7 protein-coding genes and 1 tRNA gene are annotated in these 15,021 nt (G+C 54.6%); 2 read left to right on the top strand and 6 right to left on the bottom strand.

Features of this window, described 5'->3' with window-relative positions; translation table 11 throughout:
• Positions 1 to 254: 254 nt before the first annotated feature.
• Entirely contained in the window at positions 255 to 3,479 is a 3,225-nt protein-coding gene (locus FHS30_RS05905; RefSeq protein WP_183909395.1) for a bifunctional serine/threonine-protein kinase/formylglycine-generating enzyme family protein, read from the bottom strand.
• A gap of 193 nt (positions 3,480 to 3,672) precedes the next feature.
• Here FHS30_RS05905 and FHS30_RS05900 point away from each other — a divergent pair, with 193 nt between their 5' ends.
• Together FHS30_RS05900 and FHS30_RS05895 are read left to right on the top strand one after the other, a co-directional pair.
• Entirely contained in the window at positions 3,673 to 5,544 is a 1,872-nt protein-coding gene (locus FHS30_RS05900; RefSeq protein ID WP_183909386.1) for a coiled-coil domain-containing protein, read from the top strand.
• A gap of 83 nt (positions 5,545 to 5,627) precedes the next feature.
• Positions 5,628 to 6,752, top strand: coding sequence for an LPP20 family lipoprotein (locus FHS30_RS05895; RefSeq protein ID WP_183909384.1), 1,125 nt, complete (start codon positions 5,628 to 5,630; stop codon positions 6,750 to 6,752).
• Between the two features lie 26 nt (positions 6,753 to 6,778).
• On the opposite strand, the gene FHS30_RS05890 is transcribed toward FHS30_RS05895, so the two are convergent.
• The 5 genes from FHS30_RS05890 to gltX form a co-directional block, all read right to left on the bottom strand.
• The gene (locus tag FHS30_RS05890; RefSeq protein ID WP_183909382.1) at positions 6,779 to 7,795 is read right to left on the bottom strand and encodes a toxin-antitoxin system YwqK family antitoxin; all 1,017 of its coding nucleotides are present in this window, start codon (positions 7,793 to 7,795) and stop codon (positions 6,779 to 6,781) included.
• Between the two features lie 195 nt (positions 7,796 to 7,990).
• Positions 7,991 to 10,621: a bifunctional serine/threonine-protein kinase/formylglycine-generating enzyme family protein gene (locus FHS30_RS05885; protein ID WP_183909380.1), complete on the bottom strand. Its 2,631-nt coding sequence runs from the start codon at positions 10,619 to 10,621 to the stop codon at positions 7,991 to 7,993.
• A 66-nt stretch (positions 10,622 to 10,687) separates the two neighbouring features.
• The gene (locus FHS30_RS05880; RefSeq protein ID WP_183909372.1) at positions 10,688 to 12,598 is read right to left on the bottom strand and encodes a hypothetical protein; all 1,911 of its coding nucleotides are present in this window, start codon (positions 12,596 to 12,598) and stop codon (positions 10,688 to 10,690) included.
• 515 nt (positions 12,599 to 13,113) lie between these two features.
• Positions 13,114 to 13,189, bottom strand: a tRNA-Ala gene (locus tag FHS30_RS05875).
• A 119-nt stretch (positions 13,190 to 13,308) separates the two neighbouring features.
• Entirely contained in the window at positions 13,309 to 14,808 is a 1,500-nt protein-coding gene (gene gltX, locus FHS30_RS05870; RefSeq protein ID WP_183909370.1) for a glutamate--tRNA ligase, read from the bottom strand.
• Positions 14,809 to 15,021 lie beyond the last annotated feature (213 nt).

Here is a 15,021-nt window from a genome sequence, read left to right as displayed (position 1 = left end):
GGTTCTATCCACTTATGTTTGATATCCTACAAAATGAACCCACCCGCCCTGCGGGCGGGAAACCTAATACGCTTAGCCTCTTGTCACCGCACTGCCATTTTGCTGCAGGGTCCCCTAAGGAACTTTTGAACACTTCTGCGCATTTATGCGCCCGTGTCAGACCGTTTACCTTGAACATAAAAGGGTAACGGCCATGGATGGCCCGAATGCCGTTTTTGCAGCTGCAATAAACGGTAAAAGTAAAAAGGGTAAAGTTAATTTTCCTGAACAAGCCGGAAGCCGCCGTCATTGAGGCGATTAGACGCGGGAAGCCCAAGCCGGTAGGGCGAACGCAAGTGCTTCGGACCACTGCCCCAAGAGCCGCCACGTAGCACACGCCTACTGCAATTGCCACTTAACCAAGCGCTGCCGTCTGTGGGCGCACCACTGTAACTGTCATGCCAACAGTCTTGCACCCACTCCCATACATTGCCGTGCATGTCGTATAAACCAAACCCATTGGGTTGATAGGATTTTACCGGTACTGTTTTCAGGTCATTTCCACAATCACCATCCTGATTACGGTAACGTGCTTGCGAGCAACTGATGCTATTGCCCCATGGGTAATCGGTACTGCTGCCCGCCCGCGCGGCATACTCCCATTCGGCTTCCGTCGGCAACCGAAAGCGTTGGCCGGCAGCTTTGTTTAACCAGGGAATAAACTGACTGGTAATTTCTTCGTAGCTCACGTTTATCATCGGCCGACTACCGCGACCCCAGCCTTCATCCTCAGACTTATAACTACACCCTTTAGCCGCTACACACGCATCCCACTGCGCCCAAGTGACTTCATGCACCTGCATCTTAAATGCCTTTATCGTGACGCTGTGTGCGGGCTTTTCATCATTCGCATCCAAAAAGCCAGAGGAACCCATGCGAAAGCTACCTGCGGGGATAGCCACTAACTGGCCTACCGCCAGTGCCACCCAAGCCCTAACACGTTCCGCCTCCATCTTGGCTTGATACTCTGTTTCGGCAGATTGAACACGTTTGAGTGCTGCGCCATACGTCTGTACAGCGGCAGCGTAACTCGCCTTGGCTTCTGACCAATGATTACTTTCTAATTGCTGATCAGCACTGGCCTGCTGTTTTCTGGCGATATCAGCATCGGGGTTTTCTGTTAACCGGTTAAATGCTTGTTGCGCTTTTTGGTAGGCCACTTGAGCTTTTATTGCCTGCTGTTGTGCTGCGCGCGCCGCATCAATTGCCAATCGCTCTTTAGCTTCTTGCTGTTGCGCTTGTTCAAAGATTTGTTTGGCTTCCACAAAGCCCTTTCCAGCGGCAACCCAATTTTTGCTTTGCAAATCGGTGCGGGCTTTCATGAAAATCTCTGCCGCTTTAGTGGCCATAGCATTGACGGGAAATGGATAACCTTGGCGAGATTTTTTAAACGCGGCCTGAGCAGATTGTGCGGACTTTTCGGCTTGCGCGAGATTTTGAACCGATGCAGTAAGTGACTGATAGGTTTCGATTTGCCCTTTTAAACCCTGCATGGCTTGCGTTATTGCAACCAAATCAGCCGCTGCTGCCAGTGCGCTTCGGTGTGTCTTTTCTTCGGTTTGCAGACTGATAATTTCTGGTACATTGACAAGCTGTTTACTATTAGCCAATTTTTTCCAGTCGGTCTGCGCCTGATGCAAAGCGTTGTTGATACTGCCCATATCATCATTGGCTGCTAACAACGCGCGGTAGCCCTTACCCAGTTGTTCAAGCAGCGGCTGGGCACTGTGTAGCTGACCACTTGATTCATGCTGTTGCGCTTTCTGATAAAGTGCTTCCGTATTTTGGGATACCGGCCAGGTTTTGCTGTTGGGTTTGCTTTGCCATTCCCTTCGCAACCCAGCAACAATGGGTGAGAGTATTGATACCTGCTCGCCTGCCACAAAGTTATCCCAGAGTTGTTGATAGCCATCGCGCACTTTATCCACACTAACCTGGGCTTGCGCCAATGCACTTTCCCGCAGCAGGCTTTCTGCCATGCTGAGCTCACCTTCCAATTCGGTGATGTGATTACCGCCAAAAATAACGCTTTCGGTAAGCTGTTGCCACTGGCTCAATGCCGTTAGATTTTTATCTTTATTGCGCTCAGCATCGCGTATATCGCTATCCAGTGTGCGGCGGCCGTTTTCCAGCCGCTGCTTTAAAACCTTAATTTCGCCTTGCACTCTGGCCACTTGTGCTTTTTGTTCTGCAATAACTTCTTTGCTTACCGGCAGTAGTTTTTTTACATCCTCAACTGTGACTAGGCCGGTGCCAAACAAACCGCCACCCAATACTAACAAGGCAACCACACCTGTAATCATCGGCCAGTTTGATTGCGCGCTAGCGGTTGAATAATTTTTTGATTTAGTTTTACTTGCCTTAGGCGCTTTGGCTTGGGTTATTGCGGCGACAAATTCAGCCACGCTGGCAAAACGGTTTTCTGGCCGTGCCGCCAGTCCTTTATCCACAATGGCAGAAATTGCTTTGGGAATGGTTTTATCTATGTCACACAAGGGTTCAATGCGTCCTGCCGGCACTTCGCCAGACAGCAGCTCGTACATCAACACCGCCAGCGCGTATTGATCGGCGCGGCCGTCAATGTCTTTTTGCCCTTTGAGTTGCTCGGGCGCCATGTAATAGGCCGTGCCCATGGCGGCACCGGTTTGGGTGCGCTGGCTGGTGGATTGTACTTGGGCAATGCCGAAGTCCATGAGCTTGTAGTCACCCTCTTCGGTCAGCCAAATATTTTCCGGTTTTAAATCGCGATGGATTGTGAATTTGTGGGCGTAGGTTAAGGCCGCACCGATGGCGGTGGCGATCTCTTGCACCTCTGCCACAGTAAAAGGTTGACGGGTGAGCTTGCGATTTTCCATGAGCTGACGCAGGTCTTGGCCCTCTAGCAGCTCCATGGTTAGGAAAAAGACATCCCCCTCATTTTGCACATCAAACACATTGACGATATTAGGGTGACTCAATTGCTGCGAGATGCGCGCTTCATTTAAAAACCGTTCGCGGGCGTGTTCGTTTTTAAACAATTCTGGCAGCAACACTTTTAAGGCAATATCGCGCCCCATGGATTGATCAAAGGCGCGATACACCGCTCCCATGCCACCGGCGCCAATGTGCGCTTTGATTTGGTAGCGGCCGGCCAGTGTTTGGCCTTCGGTTAACAACGCGTGATTTTCGGCAGCGGCACCCATGCCCGGCAAATCTGCGAGTTTTGTTTGGCTTAAGGGCGAGGGTTTTTTGGGTTTAGGGGTCGCGGGTGATGTGAGCAGCGCCTCCGCTTCATTCAATTGCGCCAGCATTTGCGCAAATTTTGCCTTTAACGCATCAGTAGGCGCAGCATCGTGTTTTTGTTGAATCTGGCTGCGTTTGGTGCTGATGGCCTGATCTATGGTGGCCTGATCGGCACTGGCATCTAGGCCTAAAGCTTGGAGCGCGTGTTCCCGGTTCATGCGATATCCCTATTGTTATTTGCCTGAATCATAGAATTTATAGCCCTTACCGCCAACTACGTTGTTCATTTTTGTGGTTTGTCCACCTAAGTGATTGAAGCTTGGCCAATAGGCCTGACTTCACTACACTCAGCTATTGGTCTTAGAAGGACCTAAGCGGAATTCAAACAAACGGACTCTAGTGGGGGTACCCATGCCAGCGAAAGAACAGAACACCACACGTGACGATTTGCAATCTCAACTAGCTGCAGCCCGCGCCGAGGCTGAAAAAGCCCAGCAAGCAGCGCAGCAAGCAGAGCTGGATAAGCAGCGCGCCGAGGGTGAAGCTGCACTGGCGCAACAACAGGCCAGTGCCAGCACCGAGGCCATGAGCGTTGCCCAGCAACAAGCGCAAGCCGCCACCGAGGCCTTTTCGCAGGCCGCCACCGGCGCCCAGCAAGCCCACACGTCCGCCCAACAATCATCCAGTTCTGCCAGCGACTCCCAGCACGCCAATAGCAGCGCTGCCGAAGCCGCCATGCAAGCCCAACGCATGGCCAGCCAAGCCGAGCGCTCGGCTAATCAAGCCGACAGCGAAGCCGACATGGCCCGCACCGCCAGCCGCCAAGCTGACGGCGCCGCCAGTGACGCGCAGCAAAATGCCCAACAGGCTGGCAGTGCCGCCAGTGAGGCCATGCAGCAATCAGCCACCGCCGGCAGTGCCGCCAGTGAGGCCCTGAACCAAGCAGCCGTGGCAGGCACTGGCGCCAGCGCAGCCAACACCAGCGCCGCAGATGCCAGCTCTCAGGCCAATGCGGCCGGTGCCGCGGCCAATGAATCGCAAACCCAGGCCTCACACGCTGGCCAAGCAGCCGGTGAAGCACAACAGCAAGCTGGCACCGCAGGCACTGCAGCCGGTGAAGCGCAAACCCAAGCGGGTCAGGCCACCACCGCAGCAGGCGACGCACAAATGCAGGCCTCGGCCGCCGGCACCTCTGCGGCCGAGGCCTCAGAGCAAGCGCAAGATGCGCACAGCCAAGCCCAAACTGCAGCCGAAGCAGCACAGCAAGCCGCCCAATCTGAAGCAGACGCCCAGCAAGCGGAACAAGACGCGCTAGCCGCCAAAGCCGCCGCCGAACAGGCGCAAGCCGAGGCAGATGCAGCCAGTGACGCCGCCAAGCAGCAGGAGCAAGCGGCCACGGCCAGCTCTCAAGATGCAGAAAGGGAGGCACGTGAAGCGGCCGCTGCCACAGATTTAGCCGAAAAAGAAGCACAGGAAGCTGCTGCCGCATCTGCACGCGCCGATCAAGAGGCCCAAGAGGCCACCGCCGCCTCCGCGCGGGCAGACAGCGATGCCCAGCAAGCCTCTGCTGCATCGAGCACGGCCCAGCAAGAAGCCAATGAAGCCTCGCAGGCCTCGGGTATGGCGGCCAGTGCCGCAAGCGCCGCCGCCGGCGCGCAATCTCAGGCCCAAGGGGCTGCCAGCACCGCAGAATCTGCCTCTGGCACGGCACAGAGTAGCGCTGCCACCGCGCAATCTTCTGCCGGTGATGCACAAACCGCCGCCAGCGATGCGCAGTCGGCTGCGGGCAATGCCCAGTCGCAGGCGAGCGTGGCCGCCAACTCTGCCAACGACGCCCAATCGGCAGCTAATGACGCCGAACGCGCCGCACAACAGGCGGAACAAGCAGCGCAAAAAGCCGAGCAAGCGGCTAACCAAGCATTGCAAGAGGCGCAGGCGCTGATCGCGCAACTGCAAAGTGCGCTGGCCGACGCGCAAGCCTTGGTGCAACAAACCGAAAGCTCTAAATCACACGCCGAAGATTTAACCCAAGGCATCATGAATTTGAACCGTATGAGCGTGGATTCCAACGGCCAAATTGCAGTGATGGAACGCGACAGCCATCAAATGACTGACCGAATCAAAGCCGCACTGGGCGATGCCGAAAATGGTGCGCAACAAATTCAGCGGTTTCACTCGTCCGCGGCTGACGCATTGGCCAGCACGCAAACGAGTGAGCGCCAAGCCGAGGCCAGTGCCGACGCCGCCGCCAGTGCCGCAGCGCGAGCAGACCGCTTCGCATAACGCTGTTATTGCACCACCGCCTTTCGCGGGTGGTGGTGCTTTTCCCTTCGGTCTATAACAACCTTAAAAATACGGCCAACCCCATGCACAAACCCACAGTCAGGTTGCAAATCGTACCCCTGCTCGCGTTGAGCGCAATCTTAGCGGCCTGTACCTCTACGCCCACACAGCCACCCGCACAAATCAGCACGCAGCAACGGCCTCAATCACCCTGCTTACAAGCCACGACCCAATCATCGGGCGATCAAATGTTTGGCTACGGTGAAGGCGGCAGTTTGGCTGAGGCGAAACAACACGCCTACGCCGATTTGAGCGAGCAACTGGGCGTGGCGGTTACCAGCCAGTCCACTGCCACCACCCAAAAAAACGATACTCAAGTAACAACCGGCTATCACCAAACGGTGTCGAGCCGGGCGCAGGCACAACTGCAAGATTTAGAGATTGCCTGTTTAGACCAACAAACCCAGCCCGGCCGAGTGCATATTGCATTGCGTCTCGATCGCCGCCCACTTGCACAAAAAATTGCCGCCTCGCTGGCAAAGCACTACGGCAATCAAACAGCGAATTTTATTTGGGATGCAACGCCGGCCTTAGCTGAAAGCTCACTGCTTAGCGCCGTTGACGATTACTGGCGCAGCCACTTTTCTGTTGTGCACAACGCGCTGGCAAACACGCAACTTGCCGTCACCTTGTTTCACCTGCCTAACGAGCAGCAATGGCAACTGCGCATTGGCAACCAGCCCTTTGTGCTATCTGCCGAACAATTGCAGCTCGCGGTGAATTGGCCAACATTGCATCGCGGAAGCGCACAATTAGCGGCAATTACGCTGGATGGCCAGTTGATCAACCGCCCCATCGCCAATGAAGCTGAATACCGGCTGGTGGCAAAGCACCCGCGCGGCGGCTACGCCCATGTGATTGGCATTTATGAAAACGGTGAGCTGGATGTTTTGCGCAGTAATGTGGCGCTTGCCCCCAACCGTGCCTACACCATTCCAGAAACCGGCGGAGTATTTGAAGCCGGCGCACTGGAAGACCAAGCAATAACCACCGACACACTGGTGTTGTTGGTTACAAAAAACCCATTAAGCAGCGATACATTATTGCCCGTGTACCGCCGTGGCGACACCCAGCGCCTGCAACAACTGTTGCACACGCTGAATACCATTGACGCAGACGTCACTGTGCTGCCGTTGATTATTCAATAGCGTTTTCGCCACGGGCGGCGCGTGATTTAATCCCCACCAGATTGCTCGGGCTGCTGCCCGAGCCGAATGCGCTTACAAGAAACTACGCCGTGGGGAAAATCACACATCTCAGAAAAACGCATGGGCTGTAAATTGGTTTCGGGTAATGTGGCATCACTGGGTACTGGCTTGGTTGTGGGCTGCGCCATGACGCCAGGCACCACCGGCAACGTGGGCACCGCGATGTTAGAAAAGCCCACGCGGCGGGAAGATTCTACATTCGTGCGCTCACCCGCTGTGGTTGCCCCCCAAATTAATGCGTCATCAATGGTTGAACTGCCGGCCTGCGATGAATGCCATTGGCCGTTAGCGGCGAGCACCTCCTGATTTTTCAGCACGCCCAAAACGTAATAGGCACGCTCAACCTGTTTGCCCAGATGAAAACGATAAAACCAACCGTCGCGCACATCGCCCTTCATCGCGCCGCTCCAGCCGTGCTTCTGACCGTTCACATAATCTTCAAAGCTCCAGTCATTTCTGTCGCCTACATAAATTTGCCGACCATGTTTTTTATTATCAACAAAATGATTAAACCAGCCGCCGGGGTGCCCCTGTTCCCAGTTTCCTGCCCAACGCCGCTGGCCGTGTTCATAGCCTTCAACGCTGAGGGTTGCGCCAGAAAAGTAGTGTTGCAAGCCGTGCTTCTTGCCCTGCTGAAAAACACTAAACCAGCCATCGGGCTTGCCGTTGCGATAACTGGCAGTGGACTGCCTTTCACCCTGCCAAAAATATTCAACACTGGTATTTTGATTGGCCACATAGTATTGCAAGCCGTGCTTTTTCTTGTTGTCGTGCTGGTCATTCCAGCCCTGTTGCAAACTGGTGGTGTTGGGGGCGCTAGCCACCAAATAATCGCGATTGGGAATGCCGTGGCGCGCATTAGTAACCACCTCCCAGGATTCCACAAAACGTCCCTGCAGCGGATCAACCGCGGCAATCACCTTCGGTACCGCGAGGGGAGTGAATGCCAGAAAAACAAACGCCATGATCTTTCGAGCTTGCATTAGGTGTTTCTCCCGCGTCTTCTTTGATGGCCATGTTAAAGGTATTGAAGTGGCCGAGCCGCTTGTGGCGCAAACATCAATACCACTTCAAAACGTAGAGTGGATTAACGGTGGCGCAATCCACCTTTTTCAATTGCATTAAAAACGGTTGAATTACTTTTGGTGCAATACGGTACGCTATTGCTATCGACGGGCTTACAAATCCTGAACAAGCCGAAAGCCCCTGTTAGTGCTGACAAAAGACCGGTCCATCCCATAACGGCTGCTCGAACGCAAGAAGTCCACAGGAAAGCCCCAATCGCCGCCACGTATCACACGCTCTCTGCAATCGCCACTTAACCAAGCACTGCCGTTTGTGGGCGCGCCTTGGTAATTATCATTCCAACAATCTTGCACGTACTCAAACACATTACCGTGCATGTCGTACAAACCCCAAGCATTTGGCGCAAAGCTTTTTACCGGCGCAGTATTCAACCATTGATCTTTTCCGCTGGCGTACCCATCACAGCATTCATCGTCACCGTAATTGGCATACGTACGACTGAGGGTATTACCCCAAGGGTAATCAGTGCTGCTGCCCGCTCGCGCGGCATATTCCCACTCCGCTTCGGTCGGCAACCGAAAGCGCTGGCCAGACGCCTTGTTTAACCACGGAATGTAGTGCTGTGTAATGTCATTCCAACTTACCAATATCACCGGCCGGCTACCTTTGCCCCAGCCATAGTCTCCACCTTTACTCTTGTTATCTGGGCAGGCACCGGCATCAATACACGGCTGATACTGCGCCCAAGTCACTTCGTGCGCCAGCATCTTAAAGGCGCGAATGTTTACTGTGCGCACGGGCATTTCATTGCTGCTGCCATTTCCCGTTAGATCGCCCATGCGAAAGCTACCCGCCGGGATGGTAACCCACTGGCCAACATAGGCCGCAACCGCACGTCTTTGGTATTCTTCAACTTCGGCTTGACGACGCTCTTTTCTCTTCTTTTCCTCAGCTCGTCTACGCGCACTTTTCTCTGCAGCCAACTTTTCCGCCGCATACTTACGCATTTGCTTCACCCCTGCCACTTCCGCAGCAACCGACTCAAACGCACGTTGCCAATGCTGTTGTGCGCTGTGGTAATGGCTTTTGGCTTGGCTAAATTCGCCGCTGCGCTCTGCGGTTTTGGCGCTTTGTTCTGCGGCCGTTGCGGCACTGGTTTGTCTGGGGGCAAAGACTTCATAATCTGCTGAGTGGTTTTGCCATTGTTCATTCATTGCGGCAGTTTTTTGTGCGGCCTCAAATAACTCTTCAGCGGCGCTGAAGTCTTCCCATAATTTTTCATACCCAGCACTCACCTTATCCATGCTTGCTTGTGCCGCCTCAAAGGCATTTTCCCGCAGCAGGGTTTCGGCCATGCTGAGCTGGCCTTCTAACTCGGTGACTTGATTGCCACCAAAAATGGCGCGCTCGGTAATATCTTGCCAGTGTTGCAGCGCAGCCAGATTTTTCTCGTTATTGCGCTGGGCATCGCGCAGGTCACTCGCCAATTGCCGGCGGCCGTTTTCCAATCGCTGCTTGTACACTTTAATTTCGCCCTGTGCTTTTGCCACCACGGCTTTTTGTGCAGCAATTTCTGCTTTGCTTTTGGGTAGCAGCGAGGCCCAATCTACCGAGACAGAACTTAATAGACCGCCTACACCGATAGCGGCGACTAATACGCCGGCGGCAATGCCGAGTTTTTTCCACGGTAGGCTGGGCAATGCAACGCCGCCCTTTTTGGTTAACGCGGCTTTAAATTCTGTGATGTTGGCGAAGCGGTTTTCGGCTTTGGGGGCCAGCGCGGTATCTACGGTGCGGGCTAGGCTTGCGGGCACGTCTTTGCGGATTTTATGCAAGCTTTCGATGCGCCCGGTGGGCACATCGCCGGCCAACATTTCATACAGCAAGACGCCCAGTGCGTATTGATCGGCACGGCCGTCGATATCGCCGCGGCCTTTGATTTGCTCGGGCGCCATGTAGTAGGCGGTGCCCATGGCAGCGCCGGTTTGGGTGCGCTGGCTGTTGGACATTAAGCGCGCGATGCCGAAATCCATCAGCTTGACGGTGCCGTCTTCACACAGAAAAATATTTTCAGGCTTGATGTCGCGGTGCACGGTTTTGCCGTGGGCGTGCGCTAGGGCATCACACAGTGTGCTGACAATATCTAGCGTTTCTTCCACCTCTATGGGCGTGCGTGTAGCCTCATGACTAGCGATGTAACTGCGCAGGCTCTGGCCCTCTAGTAATTCCATAGTGATAAACCAGTTATCGCCATCGTTTTGCACATCAAACACATTGATGATGTTGGGGTGACTGAGCTCGCTTGAGAGCCGCGCCTCGTCTAAAAAACGCTCGCGGGCGCGCTCGCTGCTGGTGAGTGCGGGCAGCAACACTTTTATGGCGATGTTTTTATTGCGGGTGCGATCAAAGGCGCAGTAAACCGCACCCATACCACCTGCGCCAATTTGCTCCTTGACCTCGTAGCGGCTGGCCAACAGCTGCCCCTCACTGAGTTGCACGGTGGGCGCGGCGGCCTCGCCCATGCCGGGCAAATCGGCCAGTTTGGTTTGGCTTAAGGGTGAGTGCGATGGGGGTTGAAGCTGTGCTGAAGCAGCTGCCACTTCGGCTTCTGCTGCCTGCAACTGAGCCAGCATGGTTTGAAACTTAGTTTTGAGGGCATCGGTGGGCGCTGCCGCGAGTTTTTGTTGCAACTGTGCTTTTTTACTGGCGATCGCAGCAGCTATTTCCTGTGGGGTGGCCGTTTCATCTAAGCCCAAACTGTTTTTTAGTTGCGATAGCGCCATCGTCGCCTTCCGTATTTTTCGTTTATTAAAATGCCCCAAGGGGCGCTGCTGCTGGTACGCAATGTGTTATGCCGAAACGCTTTTAAGGTAGCGCAGCATTTTGTCGTGCAACTGTTGCACATTGGTGATCAGCCGCTGCACTGTTAACCGGTAGTTTTGCCATTCGCTTAGCTGGGTGTCGATGGCGCCGATGCGGGTGCGTGCCCGGTGAGCAATTTGATCGCGCTCTGCCTGGGTGCGAGCACTGACATCTTTGGCGGTTTGCTCTAGCTGTAACGACCACTGCTTTTTGAGGGCATCGGTATATTCGGCGAGTTTGGTTTGCTTGAGGCGGCTAATTTCTGCGCTTAACCGGCGACTAGACGCCAACAATTCTTCACGCACGCGGCTGAGTTCCTTATCGACGCGGTGCGCTTCGTCTTTTTTAAAGCTAATAAACGTGTAGATAATCGTGCCAATAAACACGGGGACCAAAACCATCCCTAACCAGCCAGAGGTACGCAGGTCTACCCCAATATAGCCCAGCAACATCACGCTCATCATCAGCGCCATGGCGCCCTTGCGGCCTTCGCTGAGGCGATCGATAAAGCCGCGTTTGGGCAACTCGCCTTGGTAGCGCAGCTCTAGACCAATCATTTCTACCATGTCTTGCCAGAGTGATTTTTCATCCGGCGCGGGTACCGCCAAGACGGGTTTGTAACCCAGCTGCTGGGCGCACTTTTCAGCGAGGCGATCGGCGGCAGCCTGCAATGCGCTTTGCAGGCTTTGCAGGTCTTGCTGGAGGGCTTGCTTACTGTTGTGCTGCAAGAAGCGCATCAGCTCTGACTGGTATTGCTTGCCAAGCGTGAGCTTGACGGTTTTGTAGCCATCTTCGCGCTCTAGGTCGTCGATGGTTAGGCTGTCTGTGTGCTGTTTGAGCTGTGCATTGCCGGTGCTACTGCCTAACTCACGCTTGCGACTAGCCTCTTGCAACGCGCGCGTGGCGGCTTGGCACTCATCGTTGATTTCTGTGCGTAGTTGGCTCCAAAAGGTCAGATCGGGCGCTTGCGATTGATCTTGGCTACTTTTACGTGCTTCACGCTTTTTGCGGCTTTGCAGCTGCTTGAGCTCCTGCTCATAACGGTCTGACAGGGCGTCGGTGGCGGACACCTGGCGCTTTACCTGTAAGGCTAACTGCATCGCCATGCGAAGCTCATCGCGCACTTCAGCCAAATGTGCGGGAATGGCAGCATCAATATGGGTGGTGAGCAAGGTAGGCGGCAAGGTGATAATACTGTGCCACTGGGTCCACCAACCCTTTTCGGGAATGGCTAAATCCTCTGAGAGTTCATCCACTGGCAGCAAGGGCCAAAAGGCCACCATGTCCTCTTGCAGGTGTTTGATGACTTGCTTGTCCACCTCTGTGAGCTGGTAATCGGGGGCCGCGGCGACCATTAATAGGTTGGACTCTGTGAGTAAACGCGTAAGCAGCGCCGGTGACTCCGCCACAAAGGCGCTATTTTCAGGCATGAGCACTTGCAGATTGCGCACCCCCGTGGGGGCTTCCGTGCCAATCTTAAGGGCCCCTTTCGCACCACTGGCTGCGGCGTTCGCGCTCTTTTCAAACAACTCGGCCGCACCGATGGCAGCCATAAAGTCATCCCAGGAATCAAACTCCTGACGCTCGCCCGTGCTCTTTTCCAAGGAATAGCCGCGCTCCTTCAGATGCACCTCTAGCAGCCCGATTTGCTGACAGACCTCTAGAGAAAACACCGCAAAATTATGGCCATACAACCACTTGAGCGCCGCACTGCGGGCATCCTCTGACAAACCCAATAACGTAATGCCCAAGGGCTTATTGGAAGCACCTCGCTGAAGCTGCTCAAACAGATCACCCAAGGGGGTATTCGCTTGGCCCCGCTCGATAAACTGGCATACCGACAGGCCCTGCTGAGTACAACTTTGAAATTCTTCCGTTAACTGAGGCAATGTGTTCATTGTAAAAAATGGCCTTTCACGCTTATTGTTCTTGGGGGTCTTAGACCGTTAGAAGGACATGGCCCGAGTGTAAACAGGTTTTGGCGCCTAGAATAACCAAAATAGCCCGGTGCAGAAAGCGCGGTGGGGAGAAAGCACGGTGGGGAGAAAGGCGGGGCGCACCTGCTCCGCACCGGCTAGCACAACAGGTAGCCGCCAATGAAGCTTAAACTTTTTAATGGTAGAACCAATAAAAGACGCGGATTACGGCAAGATAGGGAACAATGGGTGCGGGATGGATTTGCGCCCATGGGGACCGGCCATCAATCATAGATGGATGGCGTTCAGCTGCGCACAAAGCAGCGCTTTGTATTTACTTGCTTCACCCCTTTGCTCGGGGCTGCGGCCTGTTGGCTGAAATGCGCCATTACCAAAATCTGACGGGATCAGCGTTGTGAACCGAGACTAAGAACAACCCCGCAGCCTTGCTGCGCCCATAAAAAACCCCTCGTGCATTCACACGAAGGGTTTTTATATGGTGGAGCTAAGCGGGATCGAACCGCTGACCTCAACACTGCCAGTGTTGCGCTCTCCCAGCTGAGCTATAGCCCCAAATTCTGGGTTTCAGTGAATAGGCTTAGCCCGTCCGTCTGAAGTGGGGCGCATTCTACCACTGCGCCCTGCCCTGTCAAGCGTTTAAAATCAAAAACTTACCGCAGTTTTGGATTTAATCACTCAGCGGATTTACCGAGCGCTTCGTAGGCCTTTTCGAGCTTTTTAGCCTGCTTCTTCCCGATCTCGCCAAACACGCTGTTGAGGGCGTGGCGGATGCGGGCGCGGCTCATGTCGGGGCCCAGCAGGGCCATGGAATCCATCACAGAGAAAGACGCGGTAGTACCGGCAATGGCGATGAACATGGGGGCCAAGAAATCCTTGACCTTGATGTCCATTTGGCCGGCCAGCGTTTTCAGCTCATTGAAAATGCTGTCGCGATCCCAGGTGCGCAGGGCCTCTAGGCGCCAAAGGGCAAATTGGAGGGCCGCTTTGAGCTGGTCTTCGTCCATTTTGACTTCGGCAAAGCTTGCTGCCGTCAGCGGTAATTGGCCGGCCGCCATGAACGCCATCAGTGGCGCGAAGTCGGTGAGCTTGTTCATGCGCGTTTGGGCGTGTGGCAACAAGGCCATTAACTTTTCTTGGTTGAAGGCCCAGTCGTGCAGTCGTTTAGCCAGCTCTTCGTGACTCAGGCTCTCACGTATCCACATACCATTTAACCAATCCAGCTTTTCCACATCAAAGATGGGACCGCCGAGCGATACACGTGTGATATCGAAATGTTCGATCATTTCGGCCAAGGTGAACTTTTCGCGCTCATCCGGCATGGACCAACCCATGCGGCCCAAATAATTGAGCAACCCTTCAGGCAGGTAGCCCATATCTTTGTAATAAAGGATGCTGGTGGGGTTTTTGCGCTTGCTGAGCTTGGATTTGTCGGGGTTGCGCAGCAGCGGCAGGTGGCACAGCACCGGCATGTCCCAACCGAAGTATTCATACAGCAGCTTATGCTTCGGTGCCGAGTTGATCCATTCCTCGCCACGCAGTACGTGGGTAATACCCATGAGGTGGTCGTCCACCACATTGGCGAGATGATATGTGGGTAAACCGTCGGATTTCAGCAGCACCTGAGCGTCCACTTGGCCCCAGTCTAATTCTATGGTGCCACGCAGCATGTCCTCTACCGGGCACGGGCCTTCACCCTCAGGTACGTACATGCGGATCACAAACGGCATGCCCGCGGCCTCCCGCGTGGCCACTTCATCGTCAGGCAAGCACAGCTCGCTGGGCTTCAAGGCGGCAAAGCCACCCTGTGCACGACGCGCTTCACGCAACTCGTCGAGCTCTTCCGGCGTGCGATAGCATCGAAACGCATGGCCTTTTTCAATTAGCTCATCACAATAGCGTTGGTAGATGTCACTGCGCTCACTCTGGCGATAAGGCCCGTGTGGCCCGCCTACGTCCGGCCCCTCATCCCAATCCAAACCGAGCCAACGCAGGCTATCTAGAATGGCTTGCTCTGATTCTGGTGTGCTGCGCACTTGGTCTGTGTCTTCAATGCGCAACAGGAACTCGCCGCCCTGGCTTTTGGCAAAGCAGTAGTTAAATAAGGCGATATAGGCGGTGCCCACATGCGGGTCACCGGTGGGCGACGGCGCAATTCGAGTGCGTACTGTCATGGCAAAATTCCAGAGAAATCGTTGAGTAAGAGTCTATTAGGCAAAGTAGGCAAAGCCCCTACGCCAGCGGGTAGCCAGCGCAGGCGGCATTATACGCAAATTATCCAGCCATTCGACACCGATTGAAGAACCTGACAATGGGGGCTTTTTTGACTAGGAGTGCCGCCTGAAATAAGTATCGACGCCCAAAATTTGGCGCGTAAAGCGGCTAAT

Origin of the sequence: Simiduia aestuariiviva (genome assembly GCF_014192475.1) — a bacterium.
In the GTDB taxonomy this organism is placed as follows: domain Bacteria; phylum Pseudomonadota; class Gammaproteobacteria; order Pseudomonadales; family Cellvibrionaceae; genus Simiduia; species Simiduia aestuariiviva.
Note: the sequence above shows the minus strand (reverse complement) of the source record. Positions and strands in the feature narration are given on the sequence as shown.

What these genes read in the sequence shown, in the direction of transcription:
- FHS30_RS05900 (WP_183909386.1), top strand. Translation starts at nt 3,673, where the DNA reads ATGCCAGCGAAAGAACAGAACACCACACGTGACGATTTGCAATCTCAA.
- FHS30_RS05880 (WP_183909372.1), bottom strand. Translation starts at nt 12,598, where the DNA reads ATGAACACATTGCCTCAGTTAACGGAAGAATTTCAAAGTTGTACTCAG.
- FHS30_RS05885 (WP_183909380.1), bottom strand. Translation starts at nt 10,621, where the DNA reads ATGGCGCTATCGCAACTAAAAAACAGTTTGGGCTTAGATGAAACGGCC.
- FHS30_RS05905 (WP_183909395.1), bottom strand. Translation starts at nt 3,479, where the DNA reads ATGAACCGGGAACACGCGCTCCAAGCTTTAGGCCTAGATGCCAGTGCC.
- FHS30_RS05890 (WP_183909382.1), bottom strand. Translation starts at nt 7,795, where the DNA reads ATGCAAGCTCGAAAGATCATGGCGTTTGTTTTTCTGGCATTCACTCCC.
- gltX (WP_183909370.1), bottom strand. Translation starts at nt 14,808, where the DNA reads ATGACAGTACGCACTCGAATTGCGCCGTCGCCCACCGGTGACCCGCAT.
- FHS30_RS05895 (WP_183909384.1), top strand. Translation starts at nt 5,628, where the DNA reads ATGCACAAACCCACAGTCAGGTTGCAAATCGTACCCCTGCTCGCGTTG.